Raw genomic sequence first — 18,729 nt, 5'->3', positions numbered from 1 at the left:
GGTAAAAGCGTTTTTATTAACACATCCAAATTCAAATGCCATAGATGTATCTATAAATACAGGTATATCCATAGAAAAGATCACACGTTTAATTAAAAAGGGAATATTAATATAGACGGGTTCCTAAAGTAATGTAGTATCATTTCATGAGATATCAATAGTAACCATGTGTGACAGTAATATTGCCCCTGTAATCCCCTACTGAACTCTCGTTAAATCCTGTATAACATCAACTGTTCTTACTTCATCGACATTATTTAGTTTAGTAGTAATCATCTACGTTTAGGAGGGACATATTACATGTCAATAAAAAAATCAAAATTCCGAAATCTGTTTAAAAGAAATATATATTCTAATAATCATGCAATTGATAAGCAAAACACGAAGGGAAACGCATTAAGTCTCCCCCTTCCTTCTTTGGCATTCAACCATCCAGATTTAATTATTGCTTTTTCACCATATGGGGATATTATTTCCCAAACTAGCAAAAGGCTCATTGAATTATTAGGGTCTCGACTACAAACAAAGAATGATTTTCTTCATTTATTTCCAGAATCGACCTCTGAAAGACTAGATACTCTATTTACTAACACATTAGGCGGTAAATCTGAAAATATAGAAATAGAAGTGAACAAAAATAACGGTCAACAAATACAGCTATTACTTACTTTTATTCCCATTCGTATAAATAACAATCATGTAGAGGGCATTTACTTAATCATTAACGATTTAACGGAACACGTGCAGCTCGAACAGTCATTAGAACGGATGAAAAAACATTTAAATCACTCCCAGCAGATTGCTGCGGTTGGCAGTTGGGAGTATATCATTAATGATGATAAATTCGATTGTTCGATAAACCTTTTTGATACAATTGGTATAGATGAATCTGAAAATATCTCAATAGAAAGGCTTTTTACATTGGTCCATTCAAAAGACTATTCGTTGACTCGCCAAAAATTTGATGAGTCAACGAAAAAAGGAAATAGCTTTGCCACTGAATTCCGAATCCTTCATGGCAAAACAAATGAACTGCGGTATATAACCGCTCAGGCTGAATGTATCAAGAAGGATGGTATTCCTTATAGATTGGTAGGCGTGATCAAAGACGATACTTCTTATAAACGGTTAGAAAATGAATTAAAGAATCAGATTACCAATTTACAGCATATCTATGATCACTTAAAGGCTGGAATATGGTTGCGAGAAAACACGGAAGGAAAAATGGTATTTGCTTCAAAAGGGCTCGTGGATATTCTAAAATGCCCTTTAAAAAGGATATATGAAGACCCTGATTACTGGAAACAAATGGTTAGCCCTGATTATCGTACGATGTTAATAGAAAGTATTAATTTATTGAAAAAAGGACAAATAACACAAAATACTTTCGAGATTGAATGTCCAGACGGAAAAACAAAATGGCTTCAGGAACAGACATTTCCTTGGATGAATGATGAAGGTGAAATAGCTTATCTTTTTGGAATGGTACTAGATATCACCGATGAATTAGAAATGCATGATAAACTTAACTTCCTTGCTTATCATGATGCACTTACCAATATGCCAAACCAACATGGCCTTTATAATAAACTCGATTCACTTTGTCAAGCGAACCAGCCATTTGCTCTTTTGTATTTAGATTTAGATCGATTTAACGTGATCAACGATTCATTAGGTTATCATGTTGGGGACGAATTACTAAAGGAAGTAGCAAGTGGACTTATAGCGATTATTTCCCAAGAAGGTTATATATCACGTATCAGTGGCACTGACTTTGTAATTGTGATGGAAAATTACAAAGATAAAGATTCTATTTTTCGTTTAGCTGAGCAATTAATGAAACACATTCAAAAACCAGTAACGATAGAAGAATTTGATATACAAATTACAACGAGTATTGGAATTAGTTTCTTCCCAGAACATGGAGAAAGCAAACTAACATTAATTGAGAATGCCCATTCCGCCTTGTATCGTGCAAAAAGACAGGGGAAAAACAATTATAAGATATATTCCGATATGAAAGATATATCATCTTATAAGAAATATATTTTGGATAAAGATATGAGAAAGGCTCTCAAAAATGAAGAATTTGAAATCTATTACCAGCCAAAAGTGAACACAGAAGGAATTATTGTAGGAGCAGAGGCACTACTGCGATGGAATCATCATGAATGGGGACTTGTTTCACCTGGAGAATTTATTCCCATCGCAGAAGAAAATCATTTTATTAATGATTTAGGTGATTGGGTGATAAAGGAAGTTTGCGTCCAACTTAAAGAATGGAAAGAAAAAGGCCTTACATTACGTCCGATAGCGATCAATTTATCCCCCATTCGTTTAATGAAAAAAGGATTGGTAGAATACGTTAAACAACAGTTGGAGCTGTACCAAATTCCGGGCAACTATTTGGAGTTTGAAATCACAGAAGAATCGCTTTTAAAGTCCGATCATACAGTTCTTAGCACGTTAGAGGACTTAAAAAGTATTGGTACGACTATTGCCATTGATGATTTCGGTACAGGTTATTCTTCGTTGCAATATTTGCGAGAAATCCACGCGGACACCTTAAAGATTGATAAAATTTTCGTACAACATATTACTGATGAGAACAAAGTAGATGCAGCAATTGTCTCTTCTACTATGCATCTTGCTAAGGGATTAGGTTTAAAAGTGGTAGCAGAGGGTGTTGAAGAGTATGAACAATTAGAGTTTCTGAAACAAAATGAATGTGATATTATTCAGGGATATTTATTTTCCAAACCAGTTGCCTTAGAAACGTTTGAACAAATGCTACAAACTGGTTATTTATTACCGAGTAAAAAGAAACTTTCATTGATACCTGAAGTTGAACGTAGAGCGTTTTATCGATTTGAATTCCCATATCGTGTGCTTGGAAATATGACTATCACAGAAGTAAATCATCGTAAAGTAAGTCTTGGTGCAACACCAATTTTAATAGAAAATATTAGTTTGGGTGGAATAAAAATAGTATCTTTATTAAAACTGCCTATTAATTCCGATATGAAATTTATGTTTGCTTTTACCCTTATGAATGAATTGTTTGAATTAGAAGGTACTTTGACATGGAAAAATGATGCCAAAGGAGATATGTTTTTCTATGGTGTTAAATTCAACTTAAATACCTATGATGAAGATCGTTTAGCGCCATTAATTAATCAGTTGAGTGTTTTACAAAATACGAATCAACAAATTCCTAATACAGATTTTGTTTATGAAGATTCCTTTTCTTATTTACATAAACAGCTTACATAGAATTTATATCTACTATCTTGAAAAGGGAGGCTTTGTTGGTTGCCATTCAAAATGGTGATTCTCATGCAGTAAACGCTATTAGAGAAAGTATGAAATCATATTATCCAATCATAGCAGAGATATTTAATAGAGTATCAGATAATAAGGTGCGCTCTTTTAAGAATATTCTTTTTTAGGCAATACAATGTATAGTTACTTCGTAGAAAAAGGCGGCTTACCTGCCTCTCTATCACATTATCTGACGGGAAAAGCGGTGGGGAAATGATAGATATACCAACGGACCTCAGCCAGTTGAATATCTCAAATATCTATTACAACAACTACCGGATATAGATACTACTCATCCAGAAGCTATAGTTCAATTGCTTCCTTGGTCAGCTTCTATTCCTGATCATTGCTATATTCCAGCTACATAAGCATAATCACAATATAAACCAGACCCACATCTAATAGCTAGGTGGGGGTCTTTTGAGCTTACATATATCTAACCGATGCCCTTCTTCATTCACCGTTTACTGATTTATCATGTTGGCAAAAATCAATGCGATTAACCCTCATCGATTCTTGTAACTTCTAGATAATTTACTTTAGAGCTTTAAAGCCGTGGGGGTCAGGCAGCATTATTTAACGCTTTTATCATCAGCCAATGACTATCCCGTACTTATTATCTATAAATGTACTCCCGCTTATCGTTATATTTCCCGGCAACACTATTGCAGTTGGTTTAACTTTTATCAGTTGACTGTTATAAAAAATATCAGCTTTGGAAATTTTTAGTTTATTAGGCGTAACAAATTCAATTTCAAAAAATACATTCCTAAATTCTTGATTAATCGTAAGTTTATTTCCTACTAATCTTATATCCCAAAACTCTGTACTATATGTTAATTCGTTATCTTGAATTTCTAAAATTTTATTATTAAATTGATCAAATAAATCCATGTTCAATAACAAATGCTCATCTTCAAGTCTAAAACTCATAATCTCTTTACCAAATACAATCAGAGGGATATTCTTGTACAAAGAAGAATCATTTGTAAAAGTAAATACGTTACTTCCTATATCAAAAATGTTCTCATAACCATCATAGAAAAGGTGTAATACATTAGTTTTCTTGTTTATTTTGCAATAGGGATTTTTATCAAATTTAATCACCGTACTTTTTGGTAAGAGTTTTTTTGTTTTTTCACTATGATGTTGGGGACATAGTAAAGTTAAATTTTCAGCTTTATGTTCTTTTACCACAGACCATTCTTCTATATGGTCGTACTCGTAAATTGGGTTTCCACATATAACACAACCAAAACCACATCTTTGTCTTACTTCTCTTTTTATCTCAGAACTTATAGGCTCTCTCTCTTGTTGATTCATATCGTTACCCCTTTTCAAACTAATCATTACGGTAGTACTTTAATACTCTATAGAAGGCCGCTGATAAAGCATCAATTGGAATGGCTGGCTCGCCAGCGGAATTTAGGAAGTGATTGTCCATGGTACGCTGGCTGTGCGGATAGGAACCATAAAAGGATGAACTCTCCGAATCCAATATAGCAACAATATTATGAACAAGAACACTATAAAATCAGCATTTGATAAAAGATTATACCTATCAATGCTAGAAAATTTCTTAACCAAATACAAACACCAAAACAAGTTCGTTATATCAAAGAACTTACCACCGAAATTTATGGAACGCTAGTGATCTATTTATTTTAGATTATTTTCGATTTTCCCCAATCTCTCAATTTCTATTTTGATGTTATCCCCACTCTTCAACCATTGTTGTTCATGTTTTTCTTTCTCCATTACAACACCCTCTGGAGTACCAGTTAGAATGACATCTCCAGGTTGTAAGGTCATATGCTTTGAAATATAACTAATAATCTCATCGCATGGAAAAATCATATCCTTTGTACAGCCATCTTGTCTTATTTCGTTATTAATATAAGTTTTTATCTTTAAGTTTTGTGGATTTTCGATTTCATCCGCTGTTACAAGTTCAGGTCCTAACGGGCAAAATTTATCACCGTTTTTTCCAAGCAGCCATTGTGAGCTAGCAAATTGTAAGTCTCGTGCTGAAAAGTCATTACCAATCGTATAACCGTATACGTAAGATAATGCATCTTCCTGTTCTATGTATTTTCCGGTTTTTCCAATAACGATTGCTAATTCAGCTTCATAATCGAATTGATTTGCATTATCAGATAATGAAATCTCTTCTTGATGCGCACATAATGCATTTTTAAACTTACTAAAAATAATCGGTTTTTCTGGAAGTTCCATTTTCGAACCATCTGCGTGATTTTTATAATTTAAACCAACACAAAGAATTTTTTCTGGATTCGTTACGCTTGGTAAATACTGAATTTCTTCTTCCTGCAAAAATACACTTTCATCTTGTTCAGCAATTGCAAGCTCTGTCAATGCTTCTAACGCATTGCGAGCTGCACTTCCCCCTTTTATCAAATTCATCACCGTTTGTGGCTGGGATGGATTCATTTTTAGTTGATCGAAGCGCTCTGCAGCTAGCTCTACATCCAGTACTCCCCTATTTGTAACAACACCTAATTTTTCTCTACCATCTTGCATAAAAGCTATTGTTCTCATATCTTATCTCCCCATTCAAAAGCTTGATTGTAAAAATGTTATGAGGTTTTCTTTGTTAGGAACTCTAGGATTGTTTCTCACCATCCGTTTGGCGGGTAATGTCTTCTCTGCAATTTCTTCTAAATCAGACTCTTTAATACCAATTTGTGATAGACGTGTCGGAAGTCCAATATCTAATAATAATTTTTCCACTGCATCTGCAGCAGCAGATCCTAAGTCTCCATCTTTATCATTTCCACTATCCAAGCCAAAGATTTTTGCGATTTTTACCATTTTTTCTTTAGCAGCAGCACTGTTATAGCGCATCACATGTGGAAGTAATAGCCCTGTAACTTCTCCGTGTGGTGATTTTACTTTCCCACCAATTGGATAAGCTGCCGCATGGGCTAAAGCTGTGCCTGCATTTGAGAAAGCCATTCCAGCAAGCAAGCTCCCTACTAACATGTTTGCACGAGCATCGATGTTACTTCCTTGGTGGACAGCTAACACGAGGTTATTCGCAATTAATTCAATTGATTTTTCAGCTAGAGCATCTGTAACTGCGTATGAACCTTGGAATAACAACTCACCTTCTGCATTAATATGGCGATACTCCGTTGCAGTATATGCTTCGATTGCATGTGACAAGGCATCAATTCCTGAACAAGCCGTTACATATGGTGGTAATCCTACCGTTAGCTCGGGATCTAATAATGCCACAGCTGGTCTCAAGTAGTTATCAGAAATACCTACCTTTAAGTTGTTTTCCACATCATTTACAACCGCTACAGAAGTAACCTCTGATCCTGTACCTGCTGTTGTAGGAATCGCAATTAATGGAGCTATCGGTCCTGGAACATTTCCTTCATCAAAGTAATCTCTCGGATGCCCCCCATATTCCATTAACAGGGCTACAACTTTTGCTAAATCGATACTACTTCCACCGCCAAGACCGATAATAACATCTGTATCTGTTTTGTCTTTCGCAAACTCATACGCTTCTACCACACTATCAATTGGTGGTTCTGGCACTGCTTTGTCATATATGACTACATTATAATTATCATTTTCTAATTGTGCTTTTACTTTATCAAGAATTCCCGCCTGCACAATTCCTTGGTCAGTAATCAGAAAGATATTTTTTGCATTAAATCGTTGTAATGCCTTATCTAACTTTTGGATTGCTCCATTACCAAAAATAATGTTTTGTGTTGAAAAGTATTCCCATATGTTTCTTGTCATCATAACCCTCCTCTCTACTAAATATAAAGTGTTATTACTTTCTCGTCTGTCATTTCTTCGATCGTACTCTTCGGCCCTTCTTTACCGACGCCACTGTTTTTCACACCACCATATGGTAGAATATCAGCACGGAAAGTAGATACGTCATTAATGTTTACACCACCAAATTCCAACTCTTGTGCTGCTCGCATTGCTAAGTGTAAGTCAGATGTAAACACTCCAACTTGCAGACCAAAGTTAGAATCATTCACCCTCTTAAAGACATTATCCACATCATTGTAAGGGACGATGCTAATGACAGGTGCAAATACTTCCTCACACATTACTTTCATATCTTCTGTTACATTTTTAAGAATCGTAGGGTGGAAAATAGCGCCATCGCGTTTACCGCCAGTAACTATTTCTGCTCCTTGTGCAACAGCTTCATTTACCCAATTCTCTGTTCTCTCTGCTTCGTTCACGCCAATCATGGGGCCGATGTTTGTTTCATCTAGAGATGGATCACCAACAATGAGTGACTCAGCAACACCTTTTGCTTTTTGTAAAACGTCTTCGTAAATATCCTCATGTACATAGACACGTTGAACGGAAATACAAGCTTGTCCAGAGTTAGAGTATCCTCGTGTCACAACTAATTGAACTGCTCTATCAAGATCTTTTACATCATGATGAATAATATTAGGTGAATTGTTTCCTAGCTCAAGTGTTACTTTACGAATTCCTGTATTATTTTTAATCATCTTACCGACAGTTGGACTGCCTGTGAACGTATACATAGCAATGCGCTCATCTGCCATCAACACTGGTCCTGTTTCATGTCCAAAGCCATTCACGACATTGAAGAAGCCTTTAGGTAAGCCTGCTTCCATTAAAATTTCTGCCATTTTAATTGCTGATACTGGTGTCTTCTCAGCTGGTTTCAACACGACGGTATTACCCGCAGCAATGGCTGGTGCTATTTTATGTGCCGTTAAATTAAATGGGAAATTGAATGGTGTAATGGCACACACGACACCAACTGGTACGCGAATCGTAAAGGCCATTTTCTCTTCATTACCTGGTGAACCTTGAATTGGTAAACCTTGCCCGGAAATCTGTTTTGCTTCCTCGGCTGCTGCGATAAATGTTTGAATACCACGTTCTACTTCTGTTCGTGCATCTGTTATTGTTTTACCAGCTTCCTGAAGCATTGTTTGCGCAATTTCTTCCTTACGTTCAGCAAATAGTTCGGCAGCTTTCATTAAAATATTATATCTTTCTGTAACGGAAAGCTTATGATTGTAAAACGTTTCATGTGCGTTATCGATTGCTTGTTTAATTAAAGCCTTATCAGCTTTGGCAACGTTGGCAAAGGCTTCATGTGTGTATTTATTCCTTACTTCAAACGTCTCACCGCTTGTCGTCCATTCACCATTTACCAAATTTCCGTATAATTCCAGTGAACTCATTCATAATACCCCCTAAAAATCTGTAAAATATCCATCCTCATCAAATTCCATTTCCATTGGTTCAGATAGGATTTCAATATTTCCCAGCATTTGAATTACTGGTATTAAAGCTTCAGATACATACATTTCTTCCAGATGCAATGTATTCCGGATGCGCATGAAGCGAAAATTTTCTGTATTCACACCGTACATACATCGAACAGAAGTAAGAATCGCATCCTTATCACTTTTACGTACCATTGGGATGTATGCTCTTCGTAAGAATGTAGAAGTTAATACATTTTCGTTCATTTTATGTAAATCTATTTTTTTGTATAATCTTTCTGTCGTTAAATCTGCGAGTCCAATTCCAGTAGAGTTACCATGTGACTCCTCACTTAAATCAGATGCAATGATGTAACGATAGTCTGGTTTTTCCGGTTCTTTCTCCCCATCAATTAACAAACGTCCAATCACATTCGTATCCATACCCGAACCACTATAGTTCTTACCTATTTCATCAATATGCAATGTATCTAGTTCATCAACTGGTAGGCTCGGGAATAGATTTTTCGCTTCCTCTAATAATTCCTTTTCTCTTTCTGGAATTTTCTCAACCGGGATCGCTTCCACAATTGCAGTTTCTTCAAAAGCATTTTCCACAAGACCAATTCCAAGTAAAATCTTACCTGAAGCAAATAACGCACGCGCCACTGCCGGCATATCCTGCTTCAAACCAATCACCCCACGCGCATGAATAGCTAATGCTTGTTTATGATTTCCTAATCCGACAGAAGCAATTTTCATTAGACCACTTTCTATATTCGAACTGAAGTCTGTGTGCAATTTAATACGATTTACGAGGATAACACCGTCCGATTCATAAGCAATCTTATCCATATACACGTTCGCGTCAGTCTCTGTTTTCCCCAAATTCACGACTTCCATTGTGGCGCGTATTGGTGCACCACAATATTCCTCAGTAATACCAAGGCTTTCTAATACTTCGATTTGCCCCTCTGCTTTTGCACCACCATGGCTCCCCATGGCTGGTACAATAAATGGATGAGCATCACGCTTTTTCACTTCTGAAACAGTTGCACGGATGACTCTTGCAATATTGGCAATCCCTCTACTCCCCACTGTAATTGCAATATTCATGTTAGGTTTTATTTTTTTCTCTATTTCCGCTTTAGAAAACTCAGCAGCTACAGCGTCTTCGATATTCTTGACTTTTTGCCCAGTAAAATGCTGCTTAATCTTCACTACTTTTGGTAAATCCATTTAATTCATCCCCTTGCAGTGAATTAATAAAAATCCGGAAAAAATTCCTTGAGTTTCTTCGTCATTTCTTGCTGGCCTTCCTTATTTAAGGATCTTAATGGCGGCAACAATTCTGTTGAAATTTCTACACCGCGTAACTTAATCGCTTCTTTAGCAACATTCACGAACGGTGTGTCGATTTGATACAATTGAATGAGTTGTGAAAGCTTATGATGCCAATTAAATACTTCTTCATAATCTTTATTTTGAAATGCTTCATATAACCCAACTGATGCTTCTGGCAGAAAAGAAGATGTCAATGGGATTGCGCCATCTCCACCAGTTGCCAGGTTATGAAGCAAGTGATCATCATAACCTGAAAATATAACAAATTCCGGTCTTGCCTTCTTCAACTTATAAATCATGTCACGAATGTGCCCGACGTCTTCAACCGTTTCTTTAATACCGATTATATTCTCATGACTCATCGCCAATTTATAAACAAAATCAGGTGTTAAATCCTGTCCGGTTAAAGTCGGGAAATTATAAAGAATAATCGGTAAATCCACATTGCTTGCAATTTCAGAATAGTGATCGAACAACCCTTGCTCTGTCAGCTTCCAGTAGTACGGATTAATGAGAACAACGGCGTCTGCACCAATTTCTTTTGCATGCTGGCTCAATTCAATGGTTTCTAATGTATTAGGAGTACCTGTTCCAACTAGAACAGGTACTCTCCTATTAATATGTTTTATTCCAACTTCAGCTATTTTTTTTCGAGTTTCTTTATACATCTGACTGAATTCTCCACTAGAACCTGTAAAGAATAAGCCATGGACACCTGCATCAATTAAGAAATCAATTAAATTCTTCTGACCTTCCTCATCAACCGTTCCGTCCTTATAGAGAACAGACGGGATGGGCGGAATTATTCCGTGAAACTTAACTTGTTCAACCATATCTATACCTCCTGTTATTTTCCTACTAAAATTAAGCTGATTTGAGGAATATAAGTGATTAGAAGTAATGCAAACAAGAATGCAATAATAAATGGAATTGCTCTTCTTCCAACTTCTAATACAGATAATCCTGTTAAACTACTTGCAACGAATAAGTTCATGCCAACTGGAGGTGTTACGAAGCCAATTGCCAATGCTACTACCATAATGACTCCGAAATGAATTGGGTCGTAACCGATTTGTGTTACAATTGGTAAAAAGATTGGTGTAAGAATTACAATCCCTGCTAGCGTTTCCATAAACATTCCAACAACAATTAAAATTAATAGAATGATTAATAGAATAATCACAGGATTTTCTGTTAACGAAATCATTGCAGATGAAACAGTTTGCGGAAATTGTAATAACGTCAACACTTTTCCAAATACAGTTGCTACAGCTACAACGAATAGGATAGGTACAGTTGTTTTAACAGATTCAACTGTAATTTGGACAAAGTTATGTATGTTAATTGTGTGGTAGATAAAGACACTAACAATATAAGAGTATATAACCGCAACTACGGAAGCTTCTGTAGGGGTAACAATTCCGCTGTAAATACCACCTAGAATAATAACTGGGGTTAATAATGCCCAAAAACCTTTAATAAACACGTTGAAAATGCCTTTGCCGGTAATTTCATTGTAAACGGTCAAGATACGCTCTTTATCCTCTCCTCTTGTTTTACAATAGTAGTAAGAATATCCGATTAAACATACTGCGATTAAGATACCCGGTAAAATACCTGCAATGAATAAGTCACCTACAGATACACCAGCAGATGTACCGTAAACAATGTACGGAATACTCGGAGGAATAATAACACCTAAGCCACCAGCAGTTGCAACCATCGCTGTACTAAACCCTTTGTCATAGCCCAGTTTTAACAAAGTAGGGATTGCCATCGCCCCAACTGCTGCTACTGTTGCTGGTGCAGATCCTGAAATTGCACCAAAGAATAGACAAGTTAATATTGCAGCTGTTGGTATCCCACCTGTCCTTTTTCCAACAAGCACGATAAAAATATTAAATAGTCTTTCTGAAATTCCTCCTTTTGCCATTAGATTTCCGGCAAAAATAAACATCGGAATTGCGAGTAATGTATAACTGTCTATCGCTGCTGCCATACTGCGAACCACATAGTCTATATCTACATGAACATCAGTAAACATAACTGTAAATACGGAGGTCAATCCTAAAGAAGTAGCGATAGGAATCGTGATTAATAGTAATAAAAATAATACTACAAAAATCATTAAAGGATTCATATAATCGGTTCCTCTCTTTCTATCTCTTTTCCTCTATACCGATTAACGATGTTTTGAACTAATCGAATAATAGTTAACACAAACCCGACTGGAAGGGAGAGGTATACAAAAGCCATAGGTAAGCCTAGTCCTGGAGAGGTTTGCATCGTTGCAAGTAATGAACTAAATACGTTAATGCCTCCAAGCACTACGACAACCGAGAATCCGAGGAAAAAAATGTCACTAATTGTCTCAAATAATTTTCTAACTCTATCCGGGACATAGTTGAATAAAATATCAATACGTAAATGTGCGTTCTTATGAACGGCATAACTAACACCGATAAATGTAAACCAAATAAATATATATCTACTCAATTCTTCTGGCCATGCTAAAGAGTTGTTCATGACATACCTCATAAAAACTTGAAGTCCCATAATAAATACCAAGCTTATAAGAGATAGGCTTAAAAAGAGTTCCTCCGTATGTTTATTTAACCAATGCAAGAGCTTCATCAGAAAATCACCTCTATTTAGTAAAGGCGGATTAAAGGTAACAAGCTACGTAATCATGCTACCCAATCCCCTTTTTGAATGATTATTTATTATTTTCAACTTCCTCAAGTAACGTATCTAATAGTTCCCCATTAACATTTTCTCTGATCTGTTCAACAACACCACTTGTTGTTTCTTGGAATTCCGCTAACTGTTCTGGAGAAAGCTCAACAATCTCTGTTCCGTCTTCTTCCATAGTTGTTAAGTATTCAGCATCTTTTTCATCAATAAATTTATTACCAATATCAACTGCTTCTGTTATTGTTTCTTGAACTATTACTTGTAAGTCTTCTGGCAGGTTATTGAAATATTCATTATTCATGATAATTTGGATTGTCTGTAAAATATGGTTTGTTTGTACAAGGTACTCCTGTTGCTCATAGAAACGTTGAGAAACAATAAGCTCATATGGGTTTTCCTGTCCATCTACAGTACCTTGTTGTAATGCCGTGTACACCTCGTTGAATGGCAGTGGAGTCGGGTTTGCACCTAAAGCTTCCCAAGTTGCCATATGATACTCATTTTCCATTGTTCTTAAACGAACACCCTCTAAGTCTGCTGGCTCTTCAACTTTTGTACCGTTAAGTGTCAGCATACGGAATCCTTGGTCATGTAGCCCAAGTAATTTAAATCCTTTTTCTTCTTGACTTTGAGCAATTTTTTCATAGAATGGTGTACCATAAGCCATTACCTCCCTAGCTGTTTCTTTATCCGGGAATAGGAATGGTACGTCGAATACTGCTACATCTTCTACAAAGTTAACTGCTGGTGCAGTTGAGTGTAGTGACAATGTAATATCGCCATTTTGTACTCCTTCAATTAATTCCCTGTCCGCCCCAAGCTGTGCGTTCGGATGAATTTCCACTTCAATTCGATTTTCACTTTTCTCTTCCACTTCTGTTTTGAAATATTGAAGAATTTCGTTAAAAGAAGTTGTTTCAGCAGTTGAGTGAGCTGCTACAATTTTATACGTATCACCGTCTGCCCCACTATCACTTGAGCTTGCCTCTTCACTGCCACAGGCTATCAATGCTACCGACAATAAAACCATCAATAATAGGAACCCTAATTTTTTCATAATATCCTCCTTGTATGCATGCTAATTATTATTTAAAGATGCAATAACATCTTTATTAACAATATTTTTTGGTACTCCACCACATAGAACGTCGTACGCTGTTTCTGTTACTCTCGTGTGTAATCTCTCACTCGCTTGATTACTGTTAAATGCTGCATGGGGAGTGATTACAACGTTATCGAGCTCTAGAATTTCATCGCCGAGTTTAGCTGGTTCATTTTCTAATACATCTAAACACGCACCACGAATTTCACCTGTTTTTAATGCTTTAACTAGTGCATCTTGCTCGATGATTGGTCCTCTTGCTGTATTTAGGACAACAGCAGAATTCTTCATTTTCTTTAATCTTTCTTCATTAATTAAATGATGTGTTCCCTCATTTAAAGGAACATGAAGTGAAATGTAATCAGCTTGTTCTACTAACTCATCTAATTCGACACGCTTTACACCTTTTGCTTCTAACACTTCATTTGGAATAAATGGATCATACGTGATTATCTCCATCCCGAATGCTTTTGCGTAGTCTGCAGTTTGTTGTGCAATATTTCCAAATCCTACTAAACCTATTATTAATGATGATAGTCTAGTTGATTTAAATCCTAGATTTGGATTCCATTCGCCTTGTTTTACTGATTTATCAAGAATACCCAACTTTCTTTCAAAGTGTAATAGCATTGCGATTGTATGCGTTGCCACTTCTGGAATCGAATAATCTGGAATATTGCAAGCCGGTATACCATACTTTGTAGCTGCTTTCATATCGATGTTATCAAAGCCAATTCCGTAACGAACAAGCACTTTACAGTTATCAAGCTGGCTAATAACTTTTTCCGTAATCGGGGCATACACACTAAGTATTGCATCTGCGTCTTTACACTTTTCGATTACTTTCTCCTCCGTCATACAATCTTCTATTCTAAATTCAATCCCTTTATCGGCAAAAAACGCTTCCTCAATTCCATATGTTTCACCTTCAAGAGATTTTCCGTCTGCTAAAACAACTAACATACCTTCTCACCTGTCCCTTCTGCTACAATTGTTTCTTAGTTTATTCCTACTGTTTGCTTTTTTTCTTTAGCTATTTCCTGAGCAACACCAATAATCCAATCTTCTTGACCTCCAACAGCTCCCATTTCAGCAAGTCTTGTAAGAATGTCACGTGGATCTACGTCATATTCTTTACCTGCTCTTTCTGCAAAGTATAGAAAGCTTGAATATACTCCTGTGTAACCGAGTGATAATGTTAGGCGATCAATTTGAACCGGACGTGGCATCATTGGTTTCATCACAAATTCTGCTGCATCCATTACTTTGAATAAATCAACATTGCTTTCGATACCCATTTTGTTCATCACTGCAATAAGTTGTTCTAGTGAGGCGTTACCAGCACCTGCACCCATTCCAGCTAAGCTAGCATCGATGCGGTCTGCACCTTCTTCAATAGCCGCAATTGAGTTTGCAACACCTAGTGACATGTTGTTATGTGCGTGGAACCCAACCTTTGTACTTAAGTTTTCTTTGAATAAAGAGACTCTCGCTCTAATTTCATCCATTACCATTGCTCCAGCTGAGTCAACCACATAAATTGTTTGTGCACCATAAGACTCCATTTTCTTAGCCTCTTCTAGTAGTCTTTCTGGCTTTACACGATGTGACATCATTAAGAATCCTACTGTGTCCATTCCTAAATCTAATCCAGCTTTAATATGCTGTTCAGATACGTCAGCTTCAGTAGAGTGTGTTGCAACACGCACTACTTGCGCCCCCCAATTATGTGCTCTCTTTAAATGGTCGATCGTTCCAATACCAGGGATGAGCAGAACACCGACTTTCGTATTTTTTGCATTTTGAACTGCTGTAGTTATTATTGTTTCTTCTGTTTCTTTAGAACGACCATATTGTAGTGAGCTTCCGCCAAGCCCATCACCATGTGTTGCTTCGATAATATCAACACCAGCATCATTAAGAACTTTTGTTAGTTCTGCAATTTGTTCTTTAGAATATTGATGTTTGATAGCATGCATTCCGTCACGTAATGTTACATCATTGAAAATGATTTTTTTATTTACAGTCATTGTACTACTCCTTTCGCTAATAAGGATTCTGCAATTACTTCCCCAGTCTTCAACGCTGCTGACGTGATAATGTCAAGGTTTCCAGCATATTTAGGTAAGAAGTCTCCGTTACCTTCAACTTCTACCGCTACGTTAACTACACCATCATTGATAACCGGATCCGTCTTAAAGCGATAACCTTTTACATAACCTTGAACGGTTGCTTTCATTTTTTCTAAGCTTTCCATGATTTGCTCATGAATTTCTTCGTTATATTCCTCAAGCTCAGCATAAATTGTATTTCTCATTAAGATTGGAGGCTCTGCTGGATTCAAGATAATAAGTGCCTTTGATTCCTTTGCTCCACCAACATCTTGTAACGCTTTTGCAGTTGTTTCTGTAAATTCATCGATATTTTGGCGCGTACCAGGACCAGCACTTTTACTAGCGATGGTTGCGACGATTTCTGCATATTTTACTCCTACTACATCAGAGATTGCTTTCACAATCGGTACAGTCGCTTGTCCACCACAAGTAACCATGTTTACATTGTCTAGATCTTCGATGTTTTCTAGTTCTAAACTAACTGCAGGAACCATGAATGGACCTACTGCAGCTGGTGTTAAGTCAACAGCTTTTTTACCTAATTCCTTAAGAATAGGTGCGTTTGCTGCGTGCGCTTTAGCTGAAGTTGCTTCAAATAGAATATCTGCAATTTCAGGCTTTTCTAGATAACCGTCAATCCCGTTGTCAAAAGTTTTTAAACCGTGCTCTCTCGCAAGTGCTAGTCCCTTTGAGTTCGTGTCAATTCCGACCATACAAGTTAATTCAAGCTTGTCACTGCGAAGTAACTTATACATTAAATCTGTACCAATATTCCCTGAACCAATAATTCCACATTTGATCTTTCCATTAGTCATTGTTAACTTCCCCTCCTAAAGTAATATCATTTACTGCATTCATGAAGTGATTAGCCGCTCTCGTTAAGTGAGTTTCTAATGCTTGTTGAGCGTCTCTTACCTTACCACGTTCCATATTTTCTATAATTGCGATGTGTTCATTTATTGCTGCTTCTTGACGTAAACTTAAATATTCGTTCGTTATATCCATTAATGTTAAGGTAATTCCATTTAATGATGACCATAATTGTTGTAATGTTTTATTAGCAGGAAGCTGTATAATTAATTCATGGAAAGCTAAATCCGTTTCATCATCATTTTTAACGTTTGGATCTTCCATTAACTTGATATAGTCATAGAATTTATCAAGATGTTGATGAAACGTTTTCATATTTGTTTCTGCTAATGCAGCTTTCTCTAATAAAATTCGGGAATTGTACAAATCCTCAATATCTTTACGTTCGAACTTCCCTACTACCGTACGGCCATTCAACCGTTTCTCCACCAAATTCTCTTTTTGTAACTGTGTTAAAGCTTCCCGAATAGGACCTCTACTCACATTAAGCTGTGCGGCAATTTCAGATTCTTTTAGATGGTAGCCATCCTTCAGTTTATGTAGCATAATTTCTTTACGTAAATATAAGAGGACTTGATTACTCATCGTACTTTTTTTAATTGTTAACATAGCCTCCTCCGTTTCATGTTAATTATCTTAAAATTATGTTTTGTAAACAGTTAACATTAACTATCTCGATTGTAATCGCTTACTTTATTCTTGTCAACAACAAAACATTCGTCTAATTTTTTACAGACCCTCTATACGACACTATACTAGTTTTATAAATATTTTTATTTTCGTATGAGTAATGAAGATTACAAGTTTTTGTTAAACTGCTTAAAAATTTGTTAGAATCGTTTTTATGTGCCTATGTTTAGGTTGAAATTCTAAGTTGAATAACATTAAATATGAATTATTATGAGAAATAAGATTAACGGAGGAATTGAAATGAGAGTAACAGTTAATGAATACAAAGAATTAATCACGAATAAGTTGAATAAATCTGGATTAGAACGTGAGCATGCAACAATTGTTGCTGATTTGCTTGCCTACGCTGATGCGAGAGAAGTATACTCACATGGTGCGATTCGAGCAGAATATTATGCAGAGCGTATTGCAAAAGGTGGAATTAATACGAACCCAAACTTTGAACTTGAAGAAAAAGGTCCTTCTGTTGCCATTTATCATGGAGACAATGGGGTAGGCCATGTGGCTGCAAATAACGCAATGGATGAAGCAATCCGAATGGCAAAAAATACTGGATTAGCTTTAGTTGGTGTCCGCAAAATAAGTCATAGTGGTACGTTATCTTATTACGTTCAAAAAGCCGCAGATGAAAATTTAATTGGAATATCGATGTGTCAAGCAGACCCGATGGCAGTTCCATTTGGTGGTGCAGAGCCTTATTACGGAACGAACCCTATCGCATTTGCCGCTCCTGGTGAAGATGGGAAAGCAATTATTTTTGATATGGCAACGACGGAAAAAGCTTGGGGGAGAATTCTTGAAGCAAGAGCGAAGGCAGAAGAAATTCCAGGCACATGGGCTGTTGATAAAGATGGGAAGCCAACGACAGATCCTTTTGATGTAAGTGGACTATTACCGATTGCTGGAGCGAAAGGCTTCGGATTAGGTATGATGGTTGATATTCTAGCAGGTGTTCTTCTGGGATTGCCATCTGGTTCAAACGTTTCAGCTCTATACGGGAATTTAACGGAAGGTAGAAATTTAGGTCAAATCCATCTCGTTATTAATCCTAACTACTTCCAAGGTATCGAGTCATTTCAAGCAGCAATTAAACAAACAATGGATAACCTGAATCAAATTAAACCAGCTCCAGGCTTTGACAAAGTTTACTACCCTGGTCAAAGAAGCCGTATGAAAGCAGAAAAAAGTAAAGAAGCAGGCATTAAAATTGCAGATGACATTTATGACTACTTAGTTTCTGATATCGTTCATACAAATAAATATAGTAAACAAACACCATTCGGAAATTAAAATAAGGCTCTATATTTGTAATTAACTTTATCTTAGTGACCAATTCCCCATC

Annotated in this window: 15 protein-coding genes; 2 read left to right on the top strand and 13 right to left on the bottom strand. The window is 36.5% G+C overall.

Annotated features, from left to right (window positions below):
* The first annotated feature begins 300 nt into the window (after positions 1 to 300).
* Positions 301 to 3,273, top strand: a complete 2,973-nt coding sequence (locus tag ACFOUV_RS15470; RefSeq protein WP_379497684.1) for an EAL domain-containing protein — start codon at positions 301 to 303, stop codon at positions 3,271 to 3,273.
* A gap of 639 nt (positions 3,274 to 3,912) precedes the next feature.
* Here ACFOUV_RS15470 and ACFOUV_RS15465 read toward each other — a convergent pair.
* The 13 genes from ACFOUV_RS15465 to ACFOUV_RS15405 all read right to left on the bottom strand — a co-directional run bounded on the left by ACFOUV_RS15465 (position 3,913) and on the right by ACFOUV_RS15405 (position 17,306).
* Positions 3,913 to 4,644 (bottom strand): HNH endonuclease, encoded by a 732-nt coding sequence (locus tag ACFOUV_RS15465; protein WP_379497683.1) that lies wholly within the window; start codon positions 4,642 to 4,644, stop codon positions 3,913 to 3,915.
* Between the two features lie 336 nt (positions 4,645 to 4,980).
* A complete protein-coding gene (locus ACFOUV_RS15460; protein WP_379497682.1) occupies positions 4,981 to 5,880 on the bottom strand; it encodes a fumarylacetoacetate hydrolase family protein in 900 nt (299 codons plus the stop codon).
* Between the two features lie 15 nt (positions 5,881 to 5,895).
* Positions 5,896 to 7,101 (bottom strand): hydroxyacid-oxoacid transhydrogenase, encoded by a 1,206-nt coding sequence (locus ACFOUV_RS15455; RefSeq protein WP_379497681.1) that lies wholly within the window; start codon positions 7,099 to 7,101, stop codon positions 5,896 to 5,898.
* A gap of 17 nt (positions 7,102 to 7,118) precedes the next feature.
* Complete coding sequence (locus tag ACFOUV_RS15450; protein ID WP_379497680.1) at positions 7,119 to 8,549, bottom strand: aldehyde dehydrogenase family protein; 1,431 nt, start codon at positions 8,547 to 8,549, stop codon at positions 7,119 to 7,121.
* A 12-nt stretch (positions 8,550 to 8,561) separates the two neighbouring features.
* Positions 8,562 to 9,812: a lactate racemase domain-containing protein gene (locus ACFOUV_RS15445; protein WP_379497679.1), complete on the bottom strand. Its 1,251-nt coding sequence runs from the start codon at positions 9,810 to 9,812 to the stop codon at positions 8,562 to 8,564.
* 23 nt (positions 9,813 to 9,835) lie between these two features.
* Complete coding sequence (locus ACFOUV_RS15440; protein ID WP_379497678.1) at positions 9,836 to 10,750, bottom strand: dihydrodipicolinate synthase family protein; 915 nt, start codon at positions 10,748 to 10,750, stop codon at positions 9,836 to 9,838.
* 14 nt (positions 10,751 to 10,764) lie between these two features.
* Positions 10,765 to 12,057 carry a TRAP transporter large permease gene (locus ACFOUV_RS15435; protein WP_379497677.1) on the bottom strand — a complete coding sequence of 431 codons (1,293 nt, stop codon included), beginning with the start codon at positions 12,055 to 12,057 and terminating at the stop codon, positions 10,765 to 10,767.
* Positions 12,054 to 12,473: a TRAP transporter small permease gene (locus ACFOUV_RS15430; RefSeq protein WP_379497808.1), complete on the bottom strand. Its 420-nt coding sequence runs from the start codon at positions 12,471 to 12,473 to the stop codon at positions 12,054 to 12,056. Before ACFOUV_RS15430 ends, ACFOUV_RS15435 begins: the two co-directional genes overlap by 4 nt.
* Before the next feature lie 160 nt (positions 12,474 to 12,633).
* Entirely contained in the window at positions 12,634 to 13,668 is a 1,035-nt protein-coding gene (locus tag ACFOUV_RS15425) for a TRAP transporter substrate-binding protein (protein ID WP_379497676.1), read from the bottom strand.
* 21 nt (positions 13,669 to 13,689) lie between these two features.
* On the bottom strand, positions 13,690 to 14,676 hold the full coding sequence (locus ACFOUV_RS15420; RefSeq protein WP_379497675.1) for a C-terminal binding protein: 987 nt from the start codon (positions 14,674 to 14,676) through the stop codon (positions 13,690 to 13,692).
* A 35-nt stretch (positions 14,677 to 14,711) separates the two neighbouring features.
* Entirely contained in the window at positions 14,712 to 15,743 is a 1,032-nt protein-coding gene (dmpG, locus tag ACFOUV_RS15415; RefSeq protein WP_379497674.1) for a 4-hydroxy-2-oxovalerate aldolase, read from the bottom strand.
* Positions 15,740 to 16,642 (bottom strand): acetaldehyde dehydrogenase (acetylating), encoded by a 903-nt coding sequence (locus tag ACFOUV_RS15410; RefSeq protein ID WP_379497673.1) that lies wholly within the window; start codon positions 16,640 to 16,642, stop codon positions 15,740 to 15,742. Before ACFOUV_RS15410 ends, dmpG begins: the two co-directional genes overlap by 4 nt.
* Positions 16,635 to 17,306: a GntR family transcriptional regulator gene (locus ACFOUV_RS15405; protein ID WP_379497672.1), complete on the bottom strand. Its 672-nt coding sequence runs from the start codon at positions 17,304 to 17,306 to the stop codon at positions 16,635 to 16,637. The genes ACFOUV_RS15410 and ACFOUV_RS15405 overlap by 8 nt, the downstream gene beginning before the upstream one ends.
* Positions 17,307 to 17,627: 321 nt before the next feature.
* Between ACFOUV_RS15405 and allD the strand changes: the two genes are divergently transcribed.
* Positions 17,628 to 18,677: an ureidoglycolate dehydrogenase gene (gene allD / locus ACFOUV_RS15400; protein ID WP_379497671.1), complete on the top strand. Its 1,050-nt coding sequence runs from the start codon at positions 17,628 to 17,630 to the stop codon at positions 18,675 to 18,677.
* The last annotated feature ends 52 nt before the right edge of the window (positions 18,678 to 18,729 follow it).

The sequence above is a fragment of the Oceanobacillus longus genome (genome assembly GCF_042650085.1).
Classification (GTDB): Bacteria; Bacillota; Bacilli; order Bacillales; family Amphibacillaceae; genus Oceanobacillus; species Oceanobacillus longus.
Note: the sequence above shows the minus strand (reverse complement) of the source record. Positions and strands in the feature narration are given on the sequence as shown.

Bases quoted from the DNA above. Each gene is read 5' to 3' on its own strand.
- ACFOUV_RS15470 (WP_379497684.1), top strand. From the start codon at position 301: ATGTCAATAAAAAAATCAAAATTCCGAAATCTGTTTAAAAGAAATATA.
- ACFOUV_RS15465 (WP_379497683.1), bottom strand. From the start codon at position 4,644: ATGAATCAACAAGAGAGAGAGCCTATAAGTTCTGAGATAAAAAGAGAA.
- ACFOUV_RS15460 (WP_379497682.1), bottom strand. From the start codon at position 5,880: ATGAGAACAATAGCTTTTATGCAAGATGGTAGAGAAAAATTAGGTGTT.
- ACFOUV_RS15455 (WP_379497681.1), bottom strand. From the start codon at position 7,101: ATGACAAGAAACATATGGGAATACTTTTCAACACAAAACATTATTTTT.
- ACFOUV_RS15450 (WP_379497680.1), bottom strand. From the start codon at position 8,549: ATGAGTTCACTGGAATTATACGGAAATTTGGTAAATGGTGAATGGACG.
- ACFOUV_RS15445 (WP_379497679.1), bottom strand. From the start codon at position 9,812: ATGGATTTACCAAAAGTAGTGAAGATTAAGCAGCATTTTACTGGGCAA.
- ACFOUV_RS15440 (WP_379497678.1), bottom strand. From the start codon at position 10,750: ATGGTTGAACAAGTTAAGTTTCACGGAATAATTCCGCCCATCCCGTCT.
- ACFOUV_RS15435 (WP_379497677.1), bottom strand. From the start codon at position 12,057: ATGAATCCTTTAATGATTTTTGTAGTATTATTTTTATTACTATTAATC.
- ACFOUV_RS15430 (WP_379497808.1), bottom strand. From the start codon at position 12,473: ATGGGACTTCAAGTTTTTATGAGGTATGTCATGAACAACTCTTTAGCA.
- ACFOUV_RS15425 (WP_379497676.1), bottom strand. From the start codon at position 13,668: ATGAAAAAATTAGGGTTCCTATTATTGATGGTTTTATTGTCGGTAGCA.
- ACFOUV_RS15420 (WP_379497675.1), bottom strand. From the start codon at position 14,676: ATGTTAGTTGTTTTAGCAGACGGAAAATCTCTTGAAGGTGAAACATAT.
- dmpG (WP_379497674.1), bottom strand. From the start codon at position 15,743: ATGACTGTAAATAAAAAAATCATTTTCAATGATGTAACATTACGTGAC.
- ACFOUV_RS15410 (WP_379497673.1), bottom strand. From the start codon at position 16,642: ATGACTAATGGAAAGATCAAATGTGGAATTATTGGTTCAGGGAATATT.
- ACFOUV_RS15405 (WP_379497672.1), bottom strand. From the start codon at position 17,306: ATGTTAACAATTAAAAAAAGTACGATGAGTAATCAAGTCCTCTTATAT.
- allD (WP_379497671.1), top strand. From the start codon at position 17,628: ATGAGAGTAACAGTTAATGAATACAAAGAATTAATCACGAATAAGTTG.